The organism is Halomonas aquatica (assembly GCF_040196335.1).
In the GTDB taxonomy this organism is placed as follows: domain Bacteria; phylum Pseudomonadota; class Gammaproteobacteria; order Pseudomonadales; family Halomonadaceae; genus Halomonas; species Halomonas aquatica.
Genome location: NZ_JBEGCJ010000006.1, coordinates 36412 through 55108 on the forward strand (window position 1 = coordinate 36412; position 18697 = coordinate 55108).

The window sequence follows — 18697 nt, forward strand, 5'->3', positions numbered from 1 at the left end:
GAACATTCTAGCAGAGCCGACGCCGGAGGCCAATTGCCCGATTCTCCTCACCAGCCCGTACCACGCGTACTCGGCGTCGCCGTACCCTCGCCGCTGCGCCGACTGTTCGACTACCGCCCCTGCCGCGAAGTGCCCCCTGGCGGCTGGCAGCCGGGGCTGCGCGTGCAGGTGCCCTTCGGCCGCCGCCAGGTCGTCGGCGTGGTGGTGGAGTGCCGGGAAACCAGCGAGCTGCCGCTCTCGGGCCTCAAGCCGGTGGACGCCTGCCTCGACGATGCGCCACTGCCGGCAGACTGGCTCTGGCTGTGCCGCTTCACCGCTCGCTACTACCAGCACGCCCTCGGCGACACTCTGCACCAGGCCATGCCGGTGCTGCTGCGCCAGGGCCGCGCCCTGGAGGCACGCACCCGCGAGCGCTGGTGCGTGACCGAGGCCGGCCAGCAGGACGTACCTCCTGGCCTCGGCCGGGCCCCCCGCCAGGCCGAGCTGCTGGCCATGCTGCGCCAGCACCCCCACGGCCTGGTCAGCCAGGCGATCCTCGCCCAGTCGTTCACCCGTGAGCAGTTGCGCGCGCTGGTCGACAAGGGCCTGATCGTTCGCCATGAGGAACCGCTCTCCGCCACTGCACCAAGCGATGGCGACCGGCTCCTGGCCGAGCCCGCCCTGCCCCTCAATCGCGAGCAGGCCACAGCGCTCGGTACACTGCATCAGCGGCTGGACGGCTTCCACCCCTGCCTGCTGCACGGGGTCACCGGAAGTGGCAAGACCGAGGTCTACCTGCAACTCATCGAGGCCGTCATCGGTCGCCACCGCCAGGCCCTGGTGCTGGTCCCCGAGATCGGCCTGACGCCCCAGACCCTGGCCCGCTTCCGCAGCCGCTTCCGGGTGCCGGTGGTGGCGCTTCACTCAGGGCTCACCGACCACGAGCGCCTCGACGCCTGGGAGGCGGCCGCCAGCGGCCGGGCACCCATCATCATCGGCACCCGCTCGGCGATCTTCACGCCCCTCGCCCGCCCGGGGGTGATCATCGTCGACGAGGAGCATGACGGCTCCTTCAAGCAGCAGGATGGACTTCGCTACCACGCCCGCGACCTCGCGGTGGCCCGCGCCCACCATCACCGCATCCCGCTGCTGCTGGGCAGTGCCACACCGTCGCTGGAGACCCTGCAGCGGGCACTGCATGATGACTACAGCCACTTGCGCCTGACCCGCCGCGCCAGCCGCCATGCCCCGGCACGCCTTGAGCTCGTCGACCTGCGCGGCCGCCACCGCCAGGGCGGACTGATTCCGCCGGTGACCGAGACGATCCGCGAGACCCTCGCCGCCGGCCACCAGGTGCTGGTCTTCATCAACCGCCGTGGCTTCGCCCCCACTCTCGCCTGCCACGCCTGCGGCTGGCTGGCCGAGTGCGACCACTGCGATGCGCGTATGACCCTGCACCGCCACCCACCGTTGCTGGCATGCCACCATTGCGACCGCCGCCGCGCCCTACCCGATGCCTGCCCGGAGTGCCAGAGCATCGACCTGCGCCCGCTGGGCAGCGGTACCGAGCGCACCGAGGAGACCCTGACGACCCTCTTCCCCGAGACGCCCGTCCACCGAATCGACCGCGACAGCACCCGACGACGCGACGCCCTGGAGCAGGTGCTGGCCGAGGTCCGCCGCGGCGAGCCCTGCCTGCTGGTGGGCACCCAGATGCTGGCCAAGGGCCACCACCTGCCCCATGTCACCCTGGTGGTGGTGATCAACGCCGATGCCGGTCTCTATGCCAGCGATTTCCGGGCGCTGGAGCACAGCGCCCAGCTGCTCGAGCAGGTGGCGGGCCGCGCCGGCCGTGCCGCCTACCCCGGCCGGGTGCTGGTACAGACGATGCACACCGACGACCCGCATCTGCGCCTGCTGGCCGATAGCGGCTATGATGCCCTGGCCGCGCAGTTGCTGGAGGAGCGTCGCGCCGCCCGGCTGCCCCCCTTCCGCTTCCTGGCCCTGCTTCGCCTGGAGGCACCCCGCGAGGAGGCGGTGACCGGCCTGGGCAGCCTGGCAGCCGAGGCCCTGCGAGGCTGGATCGGCGAGCGCAGCCTCGACGTCGACTGCCTCGGGCCGGTCCCGGCTCCCATGGAGCGTCGCCAGAACCGCTACCACCTGCAGTTGATGCTCGCCGCCGACCGCCGCAGCCGGCTCCATGAGGCCGGGGCCTGGCTGATCGCCTGGCTCGAGGGCCGCCCTGAGGCTCGACGGGTGAGGTGGTCGCTGGACATCGACCCGCAGACCCTCGCCTGAGCCACACCTTTAAAGCCCGGCGCCGATTGCCGATAATGACGCCCCAGACTCGCCCGGCGGTCGCCCCGCACCGCCCACGCCACAGGACACCGGACACTTCCATGAAAGAGACCATCATCGCGCTGCTCGAGGGCGCTCTGGACAACCTTCGCCAGCAAGGCGTCCTGCCCGCCGACATCGCGCCCGCCATCAAGGTCGACCCGACCCGCGACAAGGTTCATGGCGACTACGCCACCAACCTAGCTCTGATGCTGGCGAAGCCGGCCGGCAGAAAGCCTCGTGAGCTGGCCGAGGCGCTGGTCGCAGCGCTTCCGAAGAGCGACGCCGTGCAGAAGGTGGAAATCGCAGGCCCAGGCTTCGTCAACTTCTTCGCCGCCACCGACGCCGCCGCCCAGGTGGTGCGCCATGTGCTCGAGGCCGGCGATGCCTTCGGCCGCAACCTGACCGGCCAGGGTCGACGGGTACAGGTGGAGTTCGTCTCCGCCAACCCTACCGGGCCGCTGCACGTCGGCCATGGTCGCGGGGCGGCGATCGGCGACTCCATCTGCCGGCTGCTGGAGGCTACCGGACATGAGGTGACCCGCGAGTTCTACTACAACGACGCCGGGGCCCAGATCACCAACCTGGCGGGCTCTGTCCAGGCCCGGGTGCAGGGCATCGATCCGGGCGACGCCGGCTGGCCCGAGGACGGCTATCGCGGCGGCTACATCATCGATGTGGCGAATGCCTACCTGGCCGGCGAGACCGTGCATGCCGACGACCGCCACGTCACCGGCGCCGGCGACCCGGACGACCTCGAGGCCATCCGAGACTTCGCCGTGGCCTACCTGCGCCGCGAGCAGGATCTGGACCTCAAGGCCTTCGGCGTCGAGTTCGATGTCTATTTCCTGGAATCCTCGCTCTACGAGCAGGGCAAGGTCGAGGCCACGGTCCGGCGGCTGATCGAGAAGGGCCATACCTTCGAACAGGACGGCGCCCTGTGGCTACGCACCACCGACTTCGGTGACGACAAGGACCGGGTGATGCGCAAGAGCGACGGCAACTTCACCTACTTCCTGCCCGACGTTGCCTACCACCTCGACAAGTGGGAGCGCGGCTTCGAGACGGTGATCAACGAGCAGGGAGCCGACCACCACTCCACCGTGACTCGGGTGCGCGCCGGCCTTCAGGCCCTCGAGGCCGGCATTCCAGAGGGCTGGCCCGACTATGTGCTGCACCAGATGGTGATGGTCACCCGCTCCGGGGTCGAGGTGAAACTCTCCAAGCGCGCCGGCAGCTACGTCACCGTGCGCGACCTGATCGACGAGGTGGGCCGCGACGCCACGCGCTTCTTCCTGGCCGCCCGGCGCGCCGATTCGCAGCTAACCTTCGATATCGACCTGGCCCGTTCCCAGTCCAACGACAACCCGGTCTACTACGTTCAGTATGCCCACGCCCGAGTCTGCAGCATGCAGCGCCGCGCCGAAGCCGACGACCGGGCCTTCGACCATGCCCGGGCCATGGAGCAGCTCGCCCTGCTCGACAGCGACCAGGAGAAGGCGCTGCTCAATCGCCTGGCCCGCTACCCCGAAGTGGTCCAGCATGCCGCCGCCGCCCACGAGCCGCAGCAGATCGCCCAGTACCTGCTCGACCTCGCCGCCGATTTCCACACCTGCTACAACGCGGTGAAAGTGATGGTCGACGACGACGAGCTGCGCAACGCCCGCCTGGCTCTGGGCCTGGCCACGCGCCAGGTCCTTCGCAACGGGCTGGACCTGATGGGTGTCGGCGCGCCCGAGGAGATGTAAGCCATGGCCACCCGCAAGCAGCCAGCGAAGAAGCGCGGCGCCACCAGCAGCCCGCGCCGCCGTTCCGCACCGTCCCAGCGCCAGGGCCTCCCGGGGTGGCTGTGGGGGCTGGCCGGCCTGGTGGCCGGCTTCCTGCTGGCCCAGCATCAGCAGGGCATTGCCCCCTGGCAGGAGGGGAGTGACTCTCCGCTGGCCACTGTGCTGACCAAGCCGGAGAGTGGCCAGCCGACTCGAGAAGACAACCCGGACGATGAGCCCGAGGCGCCGCCGATGCCGACCTTCGAGTTCTACACTCTCCTGCCGGAATCCGAGGTGATCGCCCCGGGGGGCAAGGTGCCGATCTCCACGGCGACGCCGCCGGAACGCCCCCAGCAGGCCGACCCGACCGTCGACGACGACCCCGTCGCCCAGTTGATCGCCGCCCACCTGGATGCCGACAGCGAGGCACAGGACGAGGCTCAGCAAGCCCCGCCACCGGAGCCGACGGCGGCCGATACCCGTTTCATGCTGCAGGCCGCTTCCTTCCGCGAGGCCGGCGATGCCAGCCGGCTCGCGGGCCGACTGCGGGACTTCGGCCTGCTCGCCAAGATCAGCGAGGTCAAGGCCGGCGGCGGCGATACCTGGCACCGTGTCCAGGTCGGCCCCTACAGTGACCGGCGCGAGCTCAACCGCGCCCAGGACCTGATGATTACCCAGGGCATCGAGCCGCTGCTCATCCAGCTGCAGAACTGACCCGCCACTCCCGGGGGCGCGACCAAGGTTGAATTCCGCGCCAGGTGCCCGCACTTCTCCCCTGAGTTCACCCCGGCGCCCGGGCCTTCCCGAGGCGCCGCCAGTCATCGGGAGTCTTCCCCTTCCGCAAGGAGTCCCCTCCATGACCACGATCGTTTCCGTGCGACGCGGCGACCAGGTGGCGTTGGCCGGTGACGGCCAGGTCTCGCTGGGCAATACCGTGATGAAGGGCAACGCCAGCAAGGTGCGTCGCCTCTACCACGGCCAGGTGCTGGCCGGCTTCGCCGGCGGCACCGCCGACGCCTTCACGCTCTTCGAGCGCTTCGAGGCCCAGCTCGAGAAGTACCAGGGCAACCTGGTCAAAGCCGCCGTGGAGCTGGCCAAGGACTGGCGCACCGACCGTGCCCTGCGCCGCCTCGAGGCCCTGCTCGCCGTGGCCAACAAGGACGCTTCGCTGATCATCACCGGCAACGGCGACGTGGTGGAGCCCGAACGGGGCATCATCGCCATCGGCTCCGGCGGGAACTATGCCCTGTCCGCCGCTCGCGCCCTGCTGGAGAATACCGACCTCTCCGCCCGCGAGATCACCGAGAAGTCCCTGGCCATTGCCGGCGACATCTGCGTGTTCACCAATCACAACGTCACCCTGGAAGAGCTCTGACCATGACCCGGATGACCCCCCGCGAGATCGTCCATGCGCTGGACCAGTACATCGTCGGCCAGCAGGACGCCAAGCGCGCCGTGGCCGTGGCCCTGCGCAACCGCTGGCGCCGCATGCAGCTCGACGGCGAGCTGCGCCATGAAGTGACGCCCAAGAATATCCTGATGATCGGCCCCACCGGCGTGGGCAAGACCGAGATCGCCCGACGCCTGGCCAAGCTGGCCGGCGCCCCCTTCATCAAGGTGGAGGCCACCAAGTTCACCGAGGTGGGCTACGTGGGCCGCGACGTGGAGTCGATCATCCGCGACCTGACCGAGGCCGCCATCAAGCTGGTGCGCGAGCAGGCCAAGGCCGAGGTGGGCCACCGTGCCGAGGACGCCGCCGAGGAGCGCATCCTCGACGCCCTGCTGCCGCCCCCTCGCGGCCAGGAGGACGAACCGCGCCAGGACAGCTCGACCCGCCAGATCTTCCGCAAGAAGCTGCGCGAGGGCCAGCTCGACGACAAGGAGATCGACATCGAGGTCACCCCCCAGGGTCCCGGCGTCGACATCACGACCCCGCCCGGCATGGAGGAGATGACCAGCCAGCTGCAGAACCTCTTCGCCGGAATGGGCAAGCAGAAGAGCGAGACACGCCGGGTCTCGGTGAAGGACGCCTTCGGCCTGCTGCGCGACGAGGAAGCAGGCAAGCTGGTCAACGAGGACGACATCAAGAGCCGAGCCGTCGAGGCGGTGGAACAGAACGGCATCGTCTTCCTCGACGAGATCGACAAGGTCTGCAAGGGCAGCGGCCAGTCCAGCGGCGGCGAGGTCTCCCGCGAGGGCGTGCAACGCGACCTGTTGCCGCTGATCGAGGGCTCCACGGTCTCCACCAAGTACGGCATGGTCAAGACCGACCACATCCTGTTCATCGCCTCGGGGGCCTTCCACCTGTCGCGTCCCTCGGACCTGATTCCCGAGTTGCAGGGCCGCCTTCCGATCCGCGTAGAGCTCAACGCCCTGACGCCGGACGACTTCAAGCGCATCCTTACCGAGCCCTCCGCGGCCCTGACCAAGCAGTACCAGGCCTTGCTGGCCACCGAAGGGCTCGAGGTCGACTTCACCGAGGACGGCATCGCGCGCATCGCCGAGATCGCCTGGAAGGTCAACGAGGGGACGGAGAACATCGGCGCTCGCCGCCTGCACACCGTGATGGAGCGACTGCTGGAGGAGGCTTCCTACCTGGGCGGCGACTTCGGCAGCCCGCTGACCATCGACGCCGCCTACGTGGACTCACAACTCGGCGAACTGGCGATGGACGAGGACCTGTCTCGGTATATCCTCTAACCCTAGTCTCAACCCGTCGCCTTGTGCTGAAAGGGCAACAGGTTGCGCGGCGCCGACGACAGGTCGTCGCGGAGGTCATTTGCCAGGTATGGCAAATGCAGCGCCCAGGGAAGGGTTCACAGCGCCGCCGCCAAGGCCCGTCACCGGGAAAGCCCCTCATCTCAAACGCCTGAGCGGAGCACCATCATGACAGTCCCGATTCCCACCAAGGTGCACTACCACCGCAAGGAGCGCGAACTCGAGCTCACCTACGCCGAAGGGGAGTCCTACCGGCTCTCGGTGGAGTACCTGCGCGTCTTCTCGCCCTCCGCAGAGGTCCGCGGCCATGGCCCCGATTCCGCCACCCTGCAGGTGGGGAAGAAGGACGTGGGCCTGAAGAACATCACCCAGACCGGCCGGTACGCCCTCAAGCTGCATTTCGACGATGGCCATGACAGCGGCCTCTACAGCTGGGACTACCTCCACGACCTGATCCGACGCCGCGAGGCCAACTGGGCCGACTACCTGCGCCGACTCGAGGAGGCAGGCGCCTCGCGGGAGCCGCTGGGCATCGAAATCAAGCAGCTCTGACACCGAGCGTCTTCGTCGACTCTTCCGGCGACATGCGCCGGGCCTGACCATCGAGGGGGCGCTGTGAACCCCTTCCTGGGCGCTACCGATGCCATCCCTGGCATAGGACCCCCTCTCCTGTCCGTCCCCGGCGCCCTCGTGGATCGAGCCATGTGACGCTCCCCGTCAAGACAATCGACATCGGGGAGGGCTACAATAGCGCCCATCGGCGAGGCCGCAAGGCCCGCCCCCACCGCAGCGATTCGGGAGCCCCACGGCATGAGCGCCAGTGACAAGCACACCACCCACTTCGGCTATCAGGACGTCCCGGTCGAGGAGAAGGCTTCCCGCGTGGCTCATGTCTTCGACTCGGTGGCGGCCCGCTACGACATCATGAACGACCTGATGTCGATGGGGATCCATCGCCTGTGGAAACGCCTGGCCATCGAGCGCTCCGGCGTGCGGCCCGGCCACAGCGTGCTCGACATCGCCGGCGGTACCGGCGACCTGACGTTGAAGTTCTCGCGCATGGTGGGCCCCCGGGGCCGGGTGGTGCTGGCCGACATCAACGAATCCATGCTGCGGGTCGGTCGCGACAAGCTGCTCGACAACGGCGTCGGCGGCAACGTCGAGTACGTGCAGGCCAACGCGGAATGCCTGCCTTTCCCCGACAACAGCTTCGACTGCATCACCATCGCCTTCGGCCTGCGCAACGTCACCGACAAGGATGCCGCCCTGCGCTCCATGGCGCGGGTACTCAAACCGGGGGGGAGACTGCTGGTGCTGGAGTTCTCCAAGCCGGGCAACCCCCTGTTCTCCAGGGCCTACGATGAGTACTCCTTCCGCCTGTTGCCGAAGATCGGCGAACTGGTGGCCAACGACGCCGACAGCTACCGCTACCTGGCCGAATCGATCCGCATGCACCCCGACCAGGAGACCCTCAAGTCCATGATGGAGGCCGCCGGGCTCGAGCGGGTCGAGTACACCAACCTCACCGGGGGCATCGTCGCCCTGCACCGCGGCATCAAGCTGTGAGGGCATGATGTCGCTATCTCCCACCCTGCTGCTGGCCGGCCTCGAGCGCACCCTGAATGCCCTGATTTCCCGGGACCCGGCGGCCCCGTCGCGCCTGGCCCGGCTGGCCGGCCACCGAATCCTGCTGCGCCTGGAGCGGCCCGCCCTGGCGCTGGCCATCCACTTTCATCCGGCGGGTCTCGACCTGCTGCGCCCCGATGACACCACCGGGGAAGGCTTCGACGCGGTCGTCGAGCTGGATGCAGAGACCCTCGGCGAGCTGCTCGGGGGAGCCTCCATCGAACGCCTGATGTTCCAGGGCAAGCTAGCCGTGCGCGGTCGGGTCCACCTCCTGGAAACGACCCGCGACCTGTTGCTCGACCTGGACCTGGACTGGGAAGGCGAGCTCGCCCGCTGGCTTGGCGACCTCCCGGCCCACAGCCTCGCCGAAGGAGTGCGCAGCCTCTCACGATGGGGGTTGCGCACCCGGCAGGAATTCTGCGCCGACGTGGGCGAGTACGTCTTTGAGGAGGCGCGCCTGCTGCCGGGGCGCCACCAGCTCGAGGCGATGCGCGACCACATGACCGAGGTGGAGATCGCCACCGACCGTCTCGAGGCCCGCCTGGCACGACTGCGCCGCCGCCTGGCCGCCGCGGAGACGGCCTCATGATCCTTCGGCTCGTACGTATCTTTTGGGTGATGACCCGTTTTCGGCTGGACACCCTGCTGCCCCTGGAGCGGCTACCCTGGTGGCTGCGCTGCCTGTTCAAGCTCTCGCCGCTTCGCCTGGTGCCGATCGGCGAGCGATCCCGGGGCGAGCGCCTGCGCCTCGCCCTGGAGTCCCTCGGGCCGATCTTCGTCAAGTTCGGCCAGATGCTGTCGACCCGGCGCGACCTGCTGCCCGAGGACATCGCCGACGAGCTCCAGCGCCTCCAGGACCAGGTACCGCCCTTCCCCGGCCACCAGGCCATGGCCCTGGTGGAGGAGGCGCTCGCCATGTCCCTGGAGGATGCCTTCGCCAGCTTCGAGCCGGAGCCCCTGGCCTCGGCCTCCGTCGCCCAGGTGCATGCCGCGCGGCTGCACGGCGGGGAGGCCGTGGTAGTCAAGGTCATACGCCCGGGAATCGAACGGGTGATGCGCCAAGACATGGCGCTGATGTACCGCTTCGCCAGAGTGCTGGCGCGGATCCCCGAGGCGCGCCGGCTGCGCCCCGTGGAGGTGGTCCGCGACTACGAGGGTACCCTCTTCGACGAGCTCGACCTGACCAAGGAGGCCGCCAATACCTCCCAGCTCAAGCGCAACTTCAAGAATTCGCCACTGCTCTACGTGCCGGCCATCCACTGGGAGCTGACCCACCGCCGGGTGATGGTCCAGGAGCGGATCTACGGAGTGCCGGTGGCCGATACTGCGGCGCTGATCGCCCAGGGCACCAACCTCAAGAAGCTCGCCGAGCGCGGCGTGGAGATCTTCTTCACCCAGGTGTTCCGCGACAACTTCTTCCATGCCGACATGCATCCGGGCAACATCTTCATCTCCTATGAGCACCCCGAGGATCCCCAGTACATCGCCATCGACTGCGGCATCGTCGGCAGTCTGACTCGCGAGGACCAGGACTACCTGGCACGCAACCTGCTGGCCTTCTTCCATCAGGACTACTATGAGGTGGCCGCCCTGCACATCGAGTCCGGCTGGGTGGGAGAGGCGACCCGGGCCAACGAGTTCGCCGCGGCGATCCGCACGGTATGCGAGCCGATCCTCGAGAAGCCGCTCAAGGACATCTCCTTCGGCCAGGTGCTACTGGGCCTCTTCCAGACCGCACGGCGCTTCAACATGGAGGTGCAGCCCCAACTGGTCCTGCTGCAGAAGACCCTGCTCAACATCGAGGGTCTGGGGCGCCAGCTCTACCCTGACCTGGACCTCTGGAGCACCGCCAAGCCCTACCTGGAGCGCTGGATGAAGGAACGAGCCGGCGCGCGCGGCTTGCTGGAGTCATTCAAGCGCGAGGCGCCTGAGCTTTCTCGCCACCTTCCGGAGCTGCCGGTGCTCGCCCACCAGGCGCTGGCTCGCGCCGAGCAGGAGCACCGCCAGCGCCGGCGCCAGGCCGATGCCACGGGCGACATCTCCCGGCAGCTGGCCAGTCAGGCCAGCCGCCAGCGGCGGCTGCGCCTGGGCCTGCTGCTGGTGGCAGCCGCGCTGGCCTGGCAGCCGCTGTCCCAGTGGGCCGGGGGCCAACCCTGGCAGGCCCTGGCCGCTGCAGGCCTGGGCCTTGTGCTGCTGGCCTGGCATTGATGGCACGATCTGGTCTTCCACTCCCTGCAACGGAAACTTCGTCCATGAGCGATACCCTCGACCGCCTTCACGCCATCCTCGAGCAGCGCCGCGAGGCTGACCCCGACAGTTCCTATGTGGCCAGCTTGCATCACCGGGGCTTGAACAAGATACTCGAGAAGGTCGGCGAGGAAGCCACCGAGACCCTGCTGGCGGCCAAGGATGCCGAGCAAGGCGATGAGGTGGCCCGACAAGCTTTGATCGCCGAAACGGCCGACCTGTGGTTTCATAGCCTGGTAATGCTCTCGCATCTGGGCCTCGACCATAGGATGGTGCTCGACGAGTTGGCCCGCCGCTTCGGCGTCTCCGGCCACGACGAGAAGGCCGCAAGGGAAACGAATTAGTCTCAACCGGCCCTTCCGGGTCACCCCGGAACCCCAACCTGAGGAAGCAACTATGTTAGGCGGTATCAGTATCTGGCAGCTGCTGATCGTTCTCGGCATCATCATCCTGATCTTCGGCACCAAGAAGCTGCGCAATGTGGGCGGCGACCTCGGTGGGGCCGTCAAGGGCTTCAAGAAGGCCATGCACGAGGAAGAGAAAGGCGAGAACGAGAAGGCCGAGGATGACCCCCAGGCCAAGGTCAGCCTTGACGACGAGGTCAACACCTACGACGTCAAGGCCGAGCAGAACGCCAAGGACCCGGAAGAGCGCAAGTAACCCGCCATGTTCGATATGGGCTTTCTCGAACTGATGCTCATCGGCGTGGTGGGCCTGCTGGTGCTCGGTCCCGAGCGCCTGCCCAAGGCCGCGCGCACAATGGGGCTATGGATCGGCAAGATCAAGCGCACCGTCTCGGGCATGCAACGCGAGATCAGTGCCCAGCTCGATGCCGAGGAACTGCGCCAGAAGCTCAACGAGCAGGAGAAGAAGCTCGAAGAGGGCGTCCAGCAGGTCAAGCGCGACGTGGAAAGCATCGCCGACGACGAGGGGCACTCATCGACCTCGGTGGCAGACGGAGCCGCCAAGGCACGGCCTGCGCCTCCAGAGAAGCCTCCCGAAAAGCGCCTCGATGACGCCCTCGCGGGCGCCCGGAACGCCGATGACAGCCCCCAGGCCCCCACGGAAGACTCCTCCGCCGACAAGGATCCCGCCTCCCGATGAGCAAGACCGGTGAACCCCAGGAACACAACCAGGCCCCACTGATCGAGCACCTCATCGAGCTGCGTTCGCGATTGATGCGGGCGGTGATCGCGATCCTGGTGATCTTCCTCGGGCTCTATTCCTTCGCCAATGACATCTACTCGTTCGTCGCCCAGCCGCTGATGGCGCTGTTGCCGGAAGGCTCGCAGATGATCGCCACCGAGGTGGCCTCGCCCTTCCTGGCGCCCTTCAAGCTGACTCTGGTGGTCGCGGTGTTTGCCGCGGTCCCCTATGTGCTGCACCAGGCCTGGTCATTCGTGGCCCCTGGGCTCTACGACAACGAGAAGGCGCTCGCGCTGCCGATACTCGCCTCCAGCGTGGCGCTGTTCTACGGCGGCGCCGCCTTCGCCTACTACGTGGTCTTCCCGCTACTGTTCCAGTTCTTCACCCAGACCGGGCCAGAAGACGTGGCGGTGATGACCGACATCAACCAGTACCTGAACTTCGTCCTCAAGCTGTTCTTCGCCTTCGGGGTGGCCTTCGAGATCCCCATCGCCACCTTCCTGCTGGTCCTGTCGGGCGCCACCACGGTGGAGAGCCTGTCGAAGAAGCGCCCCTACGTGGTGCTGGGCTGCTTCGTCATCGGCATGCTGCTCACCCCCCCGGACGTGGTATCGCAGAGCCTGCTGGCGGTTCCCATGTACCTGCTCTACGAGGTGGGCCTGCTGTTCGGCCGCCTGGTCCGCCGCAAGCGGGAGAAGGACGAGGAAGACGAGGAGGCATAGCGCCAAGCGGCCAGCAGGATGATATCTGCCTCCAAAAAGTAGACCCCGAGGCCATGGTCTCGGGGTCTACATTTAGCTCGGCGCTGCTAACTCGGCACTTACAGATCCATCAACTCGTCGATACGATCGACCAGCTTGAAGATGCCGGTCGCTGCCTCGCTGATGCGGGTCGCCAGCATGTAGGCCGGTGTCGTCACCACCCGGTTCTCGAAGTCCAGCACGATGTCCTCCACCCCGCAACTGCGGTGCAGGCCGCCCATGGCGCTGATCGCCCCGGCGACGCCGGGATCGCTGCCCACGGTCACGGCGATGCCGGGACCGAGCAGGCGCGGCACCAGCACCGGGCTGATGCATATCAGGCCGATCGGCTTGCGCGCCTCATGGAAGCCGGACAGCGCCTCGGTCAGCTCGTCGATCACCTGCATGGCGTCTCCCGCCAAGGCAAAGTCCGAGAGGTTCTTGGCGACCCCGAAGCCGCCGGGGAGGATCACCGCATCGAAGTCATCGGCCTCCAGCTCATCAAGGGGCGATATCGCACCGCGGGCCAGGCGAGCCGACTCGGTCAGCACGTTGCGGGTCTCTCCCTCGGCCACCTCGTTGCTGCGATGATCGATGACATGATGCTGTTCGATATCAGGGGCGAAGCAACGATAGCCCAGGCCCAGCTGGTCGAGGCGCAGCAGGGTCAGGGTGGTCTCGTAGATCTCGGATCCGTCCTGCACCCCGCATCCCGAGAGGATGACCGCCACCTGTTTGCTCATGCCTTTCTCCTTGAAGGTAGGCGCCTGTCGAAGCCAGGCCCTAGAATCGCAAAGCCTTCACTTTAGAGAGTCGGCCGAGGCGCGACAAGGTGCGGCTTTCGACGCTTGTCGACACTGATATACTCCAGGACATTCGACCTTGTTGTCATCCTATCGTCATTCCCGACCGCCATCATTACGCCATGGCGGCCCCGATTGCCACTGCCGGAGAGACGCCTTGAGCTTCACGACCACACGCCAGTTCCCGACCTCCCGTCTACGCCGCATGCGCCGCGACGACTTCTCTCGCCGCATGATGCGCGAGCATACCCTGACCGCCGCCGACCTGATCTGGCCGGTCTTCGTGCTGGAGGGCGAGGGTCAGCGTGAGGCGGTGCCCTCCATGCCCGGCGTGGAGCGGCTGTCACTCGACCTGCTGATCGAGGAGGCCCGTGAGGCCTTCGAACTCGGCATCCCCGCCATGGCGCTGTTTCCCGTGGTCGGCAAGGAGCTGAAGACGGAGCTGGCCGAGGAAGCCTTCAACGCCAATGGCCTGGTGCAGCGCAGCGTGCGTGCCCTCAAGGAGGCCATCCCGGGCCTCGGCCTCATCACCGATGTGGCACTCGACCCCTACACCAGCCATGGCCAGGATGGGATCCTCGACGAGGCAGGCTACGTGCACAACGACCGGACCGTAGAGACCCTGCTCAAGCAGGCCCTCTCCCATGCCGAGGCCGGCGCCGATGTGGTGGCTCCCTCGGACATGATGGACGGGCGTATCGGGTCGATCCGCCAGGTACTGGAGCAGGAACAGCTGGTCAACACTCGGATCATGGCCTATAGCGCCAAGTATGCCTCGCGCTACTACGGTCCCTTCCGCGACGCCGTGGGCTCCGCCGGCAATCTGGGCAAGGCCGACAAGACCACCTACCAGATGGACCCGGGCAATGGTGACGAGGCCCTCCATGAGGTGGCCATGGACGTGGCCGAGGGCGCCGACATGGTGATGATCAAGCCCGGCATGCCCTACCTGGACGTGGTGCGCCGAGTGAAGGATGAACTGAGGGTACCCACCTTCGCCTACCAGGTGAGCGGCGAGTACGCTATGCACATGGCCGCCTTCGAGAACGGCTGGCTGGAGGCAGACGAGGTCATCCTCGAGTCGCTGCTCTGCTTCAAGCGCGCTGGTGCCGACGGTGTGCTCACCTACTTCGCCAAGCGGGCAGCCCGACTGCTCGCATGATAGCCGCCGGGAGGATCGCCACCCTTCCGCATGATGTCAGGGACACCCCATGGACGAGACCAGCGACCACGCCCCGCGGTACGACACGCTCCCCCATGCGCAGCAAAGCGAGCTTCCCGACCCGCCAGCCCCCCGGCTGAACCAGACCCGCACGGGCATCAAGCCCAAGGCACTGCCGGACCCGGAGGCGGATCTCGCCGACCCCGGTCTCTACTTCAACCGGGAGCTCTCGCACCTGCAGTTCAACGTCCGGGTGCTGGAACAGGCCCTGGACGAGGCCCACCCGCTGCTCAACCGGCTGATGTTCCTGCTGATCTTCTCGTCCAACATGGACGAGTTTTTCGAGATCCGCGTAGCCGGCCTGAAGCACCAGGTGCTGCTGGGCGACGAGTCCACCGGCGCCGATGGACGCACCCCCCGCTCGGTGCTGGCCGAGATCGCCCGGATCGCCCATGAGCAGGTGGCCAGGCAGCACCGCATCCTCAACGAGGTGCTGATCCCCGCGCTGGAGGCCCAGCGGCTGCGCTTTCGCCGGCGCGGGGACTGGAGCGACGCCCAGCGTGCCTGGGTCCAGGACTACTTCGCCTCCGAGATCATGCCGGTGATCAGCCCCATAGGCCTGGACCCGTCCCACCCCTTCCCCCGGCTGGTCAACAAGAGCCTCAACTTCATCGTCCAGCTGGAGGGCAAGGATGCGTTCGGTCGCGAGGGAGGCCTGGCCATCCTGCCGGCGCCGCGCTCTTTGCCTCGAGTGATCTCCCTTCCCCCCGATCTCTGCGAACAGGGCTTCAGCGAGTACATCTTCCTGTCGTCGATGATCCATGCCCATGCCGAGGAGGTCTTCCCCGGCATGGCGGTGCTCTGCTGTTACCAGTTCCGCCTGACCCGCAACGCCGATCTGTCAGTGGACCCCGAGGAAGTCTCCGACCTGGCCTCGGCACTGCGCGGCGAGCTGCTGTCGCGGCGCTACGGCAGCGGGGTCCGACTGGAGGTGGCCGACAACTGTCCCGACGAGCTCACCAACTTCCTGCTCAGGCAGTTCCATCTCGAGGAAGCCGACCTCTACCGGGTCAACGGCCCGGTCAACCTGACGCGCATGATGTCGGTACTCAATGACGTGGACCGTCCCGAACTGCTCTATCGGCCCTTTACGCCCGGCCTGCCCAAGTCACTGCGCAAGGCCGACAGCATGCTGGCCGCGATTGCCGAGGACGATATCCTGCTCCACCACCCCTTCCAGTCCTTCTCGCCGGTGGAAAAGATGCTCGGGGAGGCCGCCCGGGACCCGGACGTGCTGGCCATCAAGCAGACCCTCTATCGCACCGGCGCCGACTCCCCCATCGTCAACGCCCTGGTGGAGGCCGCCGGCAACGGCAAGGAGGTCACGGTGGTGATCGAATTGCGGGCTCGCTTCGACGAGGCCGACAATCTGGCGCTGGCCTCGCGACTGCAGGAGGCCGGCGCCATCGTCACCTACGGGGTGATGGCCTACAAGACCCATGCCAAGATGATGCACATCGTGCGTCGCGAACGGGGCAGGCTGCGCCATTATGCCCACCTGGGCACCGGCAACTACCATTCGAAGACCGCCAGGCTCTACACCGACTACAGCCTGCTCACGGCCGACCCCGTACTGTGTGCCGACGTACACAAGGTCTTCCAGCAGCTCACCGGCATGGGCCGGGCCCGACATATCGAGAAGCTGCTGCATGCTCCCTTCACCCTGCACGAGCAGATGATGGCCAGGATCGACCGGGAGGCCGAGCATGCCCGCAGGGGCAGGCGCGCTCACCTGATCATCAAGTGCAACTCGCTCACCGAACCCAGGCTGATCCAGGCTCTCTACCGAGCTTCCCGGGCCGGAGTGGAATGCGACCTGATCATCCGCGGCATGTGCTGCCTGCGACCGGGGCTGCCGGGAATCTCCGAGACCATCCGGGTGCGCTCGGTCATCGGTCGCTTCCTGGAGCACACCCGGGTCTTCCATTTCCACAACGACGGCAAGCCCGAGACCTGGGGATCCAGCGCAGACTTCATGGCCCGCAACATGTTCCATCGGGTGGAGACCTGTTTCCCGTTACTGGACAGGAAACTGGCCGCCCGAGTCCGCAAGGACCTCGAGACCTATCTGGTGGATAACTGCCAGAGCTGGTTGCTGGGCAGCGATGGCCTCTACGTGAAGCAGCAGCCCGTCAATGCCGCGCCGATCAGCGCCCAGGAGACCCTGCTCTTTGCCTATGCCGCCAAGGCCTGATCATTGGCGGCCAGCCCCAGCGCCTCGGCCACGGCGAGGCCGTCAAGGGTGACGGCCGCGTGGACGTCTCGTATCAGCCCTTGCGAAAGTCCCCCAGGTCCTCCGGGTCGAGACCCTCGACGCGTTCGGGAAGCCCCTTCTCCCGCCGGGCGTGCCGCACCACCTCACGCTCGGCGAGCAGCTCGGCATTGTCGTCGAGGGTGCGGCCCTCGAGCTTGGACAGCTGGTCCATGCCCTGGTGATAGAAGGCCAGCACCGCCAGCGCTGCGGCGTCGCCCTCCCCCATGCCCCGGCGCAGGGCCGGCAGGTAGGCGCTCACCCGGGCCAGGTGATGTTTGAGGCGCCACACATAGCGGATACCGGACATCCAGGGGCGTTGTCGCAGCGCCGCGAATACCAGGCTGGTCGTGACCAGGCCCAGCAGCACGCCCAGGGCATTGAGCCAGAAACTGGCACCGAAGGCCGCGATGAGCAGCTGAGAGAACAGCAGGCCGAAGACGATCAGCTGGCCGGCCATGGCCAGGCCTACCAGGCGTGAGAGACGACGGTAGGTGGCGGGGTCGTGGTGTTCGAGGTGAAACGTCATGGTCAGCCTTTCAGGTGGCCCGCAGGCGCTCCGCTGCGGTCGTCAACAGGTTCTCGGTGGTCTCCCAGCCGATACAGGCGTCGGTCACCGAGACGCCGTAACGCAGGCGCCCCGGGACGAGGGGCTGCTTTCCTTCGTGCAGGTGGCTCTCGATCATCAGGCCCACCAGGGAGGCATCCCCGGCCTGGCGCTGGCCCAGGACATCGAGCAGCACCTCGCTCTGGCGACGGTGGTCCTTGCGGGCATTGGCGTGGCTGCAGTCCACCATCATGCGCGGGGCGAGGCCGGCCTCCTGGAGGGCCCGCCGGGCCGCCAGGACATGGGCGGCCGAATAGTTGGGCTCGTCGTGGCCGCCACGCAGTACCAGGTGAGTGTGGGGATTGCCGGGGGTCTCTTGGGCCATGGGTCGGCCGTCCTCGGCCATCGCGAAGTAGCGATGGGAATGCGCGGCGGACTGCATGGCCTCCAGCGCGATCTGACACTCGCCGCTGGTGGCATTCTTGAAGCCGACAGCGGCCTCCAGGCCGCTGGCGAGCTCACGGTGCAACTGGGACTCGGTGGTCCGGGCACCGATGGCGACCCAACTCAGCAGGTCGTCCAGATAGGGTGCCAGCATCGGCTGCAGCAGCTCGGTGGCCACCGGCAGATCGAGTGCGGCGATCTCGCGCATCAGCGAGCGAGAAGCATGAAGGCCTCGGGACATGTCCCCGCTGCCATCCAGATCCGGGTCATAGGCGAGCCCCTTCCACCCCACGGTGGTCCGCGGCTTCTCGATGTAGACGCGCATCACGATCAGCAGGCGATCGGCGACCTTCGGGGCCAGTTCGGCCAGGCGGCGGGCATAGTCCAGGGCGGCCTCGGGATCGTCGACGGAACAGGGCCCGACCACCACGAGCAGGCGGTGATCCTGGCCGTCGAGAATGGCGCGGATCGCCCGGCGGTGGGCCGCCACTCGCTCGCCGAGGGCCGGCGAGAGGGGCAGGTCACGGCAAAGCTCGCCGGGGGTGGGCAGCGACGAGGCGGCATCATAGGTGGCGGGAGCCAGGGAAACGGGGGCATTCATGGGCATCGACTCCGGGTAGCGATCATGCATCGTGTCTGTCGGGAGCCACCGACCTCGCTACGGCCGGGCGTGGCAGAGTGAGCCGACCGCAACCCGCTAAATCGCCAATAGTCGTAATGGCCCGTGAAACCCCGGGTCAGACGAATGGCGATGGATGCGGTCATGGTCTCTCCTCGATGTCATCTGTGTGGTCGGGTGCCGTGAAATGCACAACCCCCGGGCGGGGTTGCCGTCCGGGGGTTGTGGGAGGGAGGCAACCAAGGGGGCGTG

Annotated in this window: 18 protein-coding genes; 15 read left to right on the plus strand and 3 right to left on the minus strand. The window is 67.3% G+C overall.

Going from position 1 to position 18697, the window contains the following annotated elements; all coding sequences use genetic code 11:
- The first annotated feature begins 33 nt into the window (after positions 1-33).
- The 13 genes from ABE960_RS13465 (at position 34) to tatC (ending at position 12541) form a co-directional block, all read left to right on the plus strand.
- Positions 34-2277, plus strand: coding sequence for a primosomal protein N' (locus ABE960_RS13465; protein ID WP_349762810.1), 2244 nt, complete (start codon positions 34-36; stop codon positions 2275-2277).
- A 101-nt stretch (positions 2278-2378) separates the two neighbouring features.
- The gene (gene argS / locus ABE960_RS13470) at positions 2379-4064 is read left to right on the plus strand and encodes an arginine--tRNA ligase (RefSeq protein WP_349762811.1); all 1686 of its coding nucleotides are present in this window, start codon (positions 2379-2381) and stop codon (positions 4062-4064) included.
- 3 nt (positions 4065-4067) lie between these two features.
- Positions 4068-4796, plus strand: coding sequence for an SPOR domain-containing protein (locus ABE960_RS13475; RefSeq protein ID WP_349762812.1), 729 nt, complete (start codon positions 4068-4070; stop codon positions 4794-4796).
- A 142-nt stretch (positions 4797-4938) separates the two neighbouring features.
- On the plus strand, positions 4939-5457 hold the full coding sequence (hslV, locus tag ABE960_RS13480) for an ATP-dependent protease subunit HslV (RefSeq protein WP_349762813.1): 519 nt from the start codon (positions 4939-4941) through the stop codon (positions 5455-5457).
- 2 nt (positions 5458-5459) lie between these two features.
- Positions 5460-6782 carry an ATP-dependent protease ATPase subunit HslU gene (gene hslU / locus ABE960_RS13485; protein ID WP_349762814.1) on the plus strand — a complete coding sequence of 441 codons (1323 nt, stop codon included), beginning with the start codon at positions 5460-5462 and terminating at the stop codon, positions 6780-6782.
- Positions 6783-6968: 186 nt separating this feature from the next.
- Complete coding sequence (locus ABE960_RS13490; protein WP_349762815.1) at positions 6969-7352, plus strand: gamma-butyrobetaine hydroxylase family protein; 384 nt, start codon at positions 6969-6971, stop codon at positions 7350-7352.
- A gap of 258 nt (positions 7353-7610) precedes the next feature.
- Entirely contained in the window at positions 7611-8366 is a 756-nt protein-coding gene (ubiE, locus tag ABE960_RS13495; RefSeq protein WP_349762816.1) for a bifunctional demethylmenaquinone methyltransferase/2-methoxy-6-polyprenyl-1,4-benzoquinol methylase UbiE, read from the plus strand.
- Between the two features lie 7 nt (positions 8367-8373).
- A complete protein-coding gene (locus ABE960_RS13500; protein ID WP_349762817.1) occupies positions 8374-9015 on the plus strand; it encodes a ubiquinone biosynthesis accessory factor UbiJ in 642 nt (213 codons plus the stop codon).
- Positions 9012-10634 (plus strand): ubiquinone biosynthesis regulatory protein kinase UbiB, encoded by a 1623-nt coding sequence (gene ubiB, locus ABE960_RS13505; RefSeq protein ID WP_349762818.1) that lies wholly within the window; start codon positions 9012-9014, stop codon positions 10632-10634. Before ABE960_RS13500 ends, ubiB begins: the two co-directional genes overlap by 4 nt.
- A 44-nt stretch (positions 10635-10678) precedes the next feature.
- Entirely contained in the window at positions 10679-11017 is a 339-nt protein-coding gene (locus ABE960_RS13510; protein ID WP_349762819.1) for a phosphoribosyl-ATP diphosphatase, read from the plus strand.
- A gap of 52 nt (positions 11018-11069) precedes the next feature.
- A complete protein-coding gene (gene tatA, locus ABE960_RS13515) occupies positions 11070-11333 on the plus strand; it encodes a Sec-independent protein translocase subunit TatA (protein ID WP_349762820.1) in 264 nt (87 codons plus the stop codon).
- 6 nt (positions 11334-11339) lie between these two features.
- Positions 11340-11777 carry a Sec-independent protein translocase protein TatB gene (tatB, locus tag ABE960_RS13520; protein ID WP_349762821.1) on the plus strand — a complete coding sequence of 146 codons (438 nt, stop codon included), beginning with the start codon at positions 11340-11342 and terminating at the stop codon, positions 11775-11777.
- Positions 11774-12541 (plus strand): twin-arginine translocase subunit TatC, encoded by a 768-nt coding sequence (gene tatC, locus ABE960_RS13525; protein WP_349762822.1) that lies wholly within the window; start codon positions 11774-11776, stop codon positions 12539-12541. The genes tatB and tatC overlap by 4 nt, the downstream gene beginning before the upstream one ends.
- Before the next feature lie 98 nt (positions 12542-12639).
- Here tatC and elbB read toward each other — a convergent pair whose 3' ends face one another.
- Entirely contained in the window at positions 12640-13302 is a 663-nt protein-coding gene (gene elbB, locus ABE960_RS13530) for an isoprenoid biosynthesis glyoxalase ElbB (RefSeq protein ID WP_349762823.1), read from the minus strand.
- Between the two features lie 217 nt (positions 13303-13519).
- On the opposite strand from elbB, the gene hemB reads away from it, so the two are divergent.
- Together hemB and ppk1 are read left to right on the plus strand one after the other, a co-directional pair.
- The gene (hemB, locus tag ABE960_RS13535; protein ID WP_349762824.1) at positions 13520-14524 is read left to right on the plus strand and encodes a porphobilinogen synthase; all 1005 of its coding nucleotides are present in this window, start codon (positions 13520-13522) and stop codon (positions 14522-14524) included.
- 49 nt (positions 14525-14573) lie between these two features.
- Complete coding sequence (gene ppk1 / locus ABE960_RS13540) at positions 14574-16778, plus strand: polyphosphate kinase 1 (protein ID WP_349762826.1); 2205 nt, start codon at positions 14574-14576, stop codon at positions 16776-16778.
- 73 nt (positions 16779-16851) lie between these two features.
- Here ppk1 and ABE960_RS13545 read toward each other — a convergent pair whose 3' ends face one another.
- Together ABE960_RS13545 and ABE960_RS13550 are read right to left on the minus strand one after the other, a co-directional pair.
- The gene (locus ABE960_RS13545) at positions 16852-17364 is read right to left on the minus strand and encodes a DUF3087 family protein (RefSeq protein WP_349762827.1); all 513 of its coding nucleotides are present in this window, start codon (positions 17362-17364) and stop codon (positions 16852-16854) included.
- Between the two features lie 10 nt (positions 17365-17374).
- A complete protein-coding gene (locus ABE960_RS13550) occupies positions 17375-18427 on the minus strand; it encodes a 3-deoxy-7-phosphoheptulonate synthase (protein WP_349762828.1) in 1053 nt (350 codons plus the stop codon).
- Positions 18428-18697 lie beyond the last annotated feature (270 nt).

What these genes read in the sequence shown, in the direction of transcription:
- argS (WP_349762811.1), top strand. Translation starts at nt 2,379, where the DNA reads ATGAAAGAGACCATCATCGCGCTGCTCGAGGGCGCTCTGGACAACCTT.
- ABE960_RS13475 (WP_349762812.1), top strand. Translation starts at nt 4,068, where the DNA reads ATGGCCACCCGCAAGCAGCCAGCGAAGAAGCGCGGCGCCACCAGCAGC.
- hslV (WP_349762813.1), top strand. Translation starts at nt 4,939, where the DNA reads ATGACCACGATCGTTTCCGTGCGACGCGGCGACCAGGTGGCGTTGGCC.
- hslU (WP_349762814.1), top strand. Translation starts at nt 5,460, where the DNA reads ATGACCCGGATGACCCCCCGCGAGATCGTCCATGCGCTGGACCAGTAC.
- ABE960_RS13490 (WP_349762815.1), top strand. Translation starts at nt 6,969, where the DNA reads ATGACAGTCCCGATTCCCACCAAGGTGCACTACCACCGCAAGGAGCGC.
- ubiE (WP_349762816.1), top strand. Translation starts at nt 7,611, where the DNA reads ATGAGCGCCAGTGACAAGCACACCACCCACTTCGGCTATCAGGACGTC.
- ABE960_RS13500 (WP_349762817.1), top strand. Translation starts at nt 8,374, where the DNA reads ATGTCGCTATCTCCCACCCTGCTGCTGGCCGGCCTCGAGCGCACCCTG.
- ubiB (WP_349762818.1), top strand. Translation starts at nt 9,012, where the DNA reads ATGATCCTTCGGCTCGTACGTATCTTTTGGGTGATGACCCGTTTTCGG.
- ABE960_RS13510 (WP_349762819.1), top strand. Translation starts at nt 10,679, where the DNA reads ATGAGCGATACCCTCGACCGCCTTCACGCCATCCTCGAGCAGCGCCGC.
- tatA (WP_349762820.1), top strand. Translation starts at nt 11,070, where the DNA reads ATGTTAGGCGGTATCAGTATCTGGCAGCTGCTGATCGTTCTCGGCATC.
- tatB (WP_349762821.1), top strand. Translation starts at nt 11,340, where the DNA reads ATGTTCGATATGGGCTTTCTCGAACTGATGCTCATCGGCGTGGTGGGC.
- tatC (WP_349762822.1), top strand. Translation starts at nt 11,774, where the DNA reads ATGAGCAAGACCGGTGAACCCCAGGAACACAACCAGGCCCCACTGATC.
- elbB (WP_349762823.1), bottom strand. Translation starts at nt 13,302, where the DNA reads ATGAGCAAACAGGTGGCGGTCATCCTCTCGGGATGCGGGGTGCAGGAC.
- ppk1 (WP_349762826.1), top strand. Translation starts at nt 14,574, where the DNA reads ATGGACGAGACCAGCGACCACGCCCCGCGGTACGACACGCTCCCCCAT.
- ABE960_RS13545 (WP_349762827.1), bottom strand. Translation starts at nt 17,364, where the DNA reads ATGACGTTTCACCTCGAACACCACGACCCCGCCACCTACCGTCGTCTC.
- ABE960_RS13550 (WP_349762828.1), bottom strand. Translation starts at nt 18,427, where the DNA reads ATGAATGCCCCCGTTTCCCTGGCTCCCGCCACCTATGATGCCGCCTCG.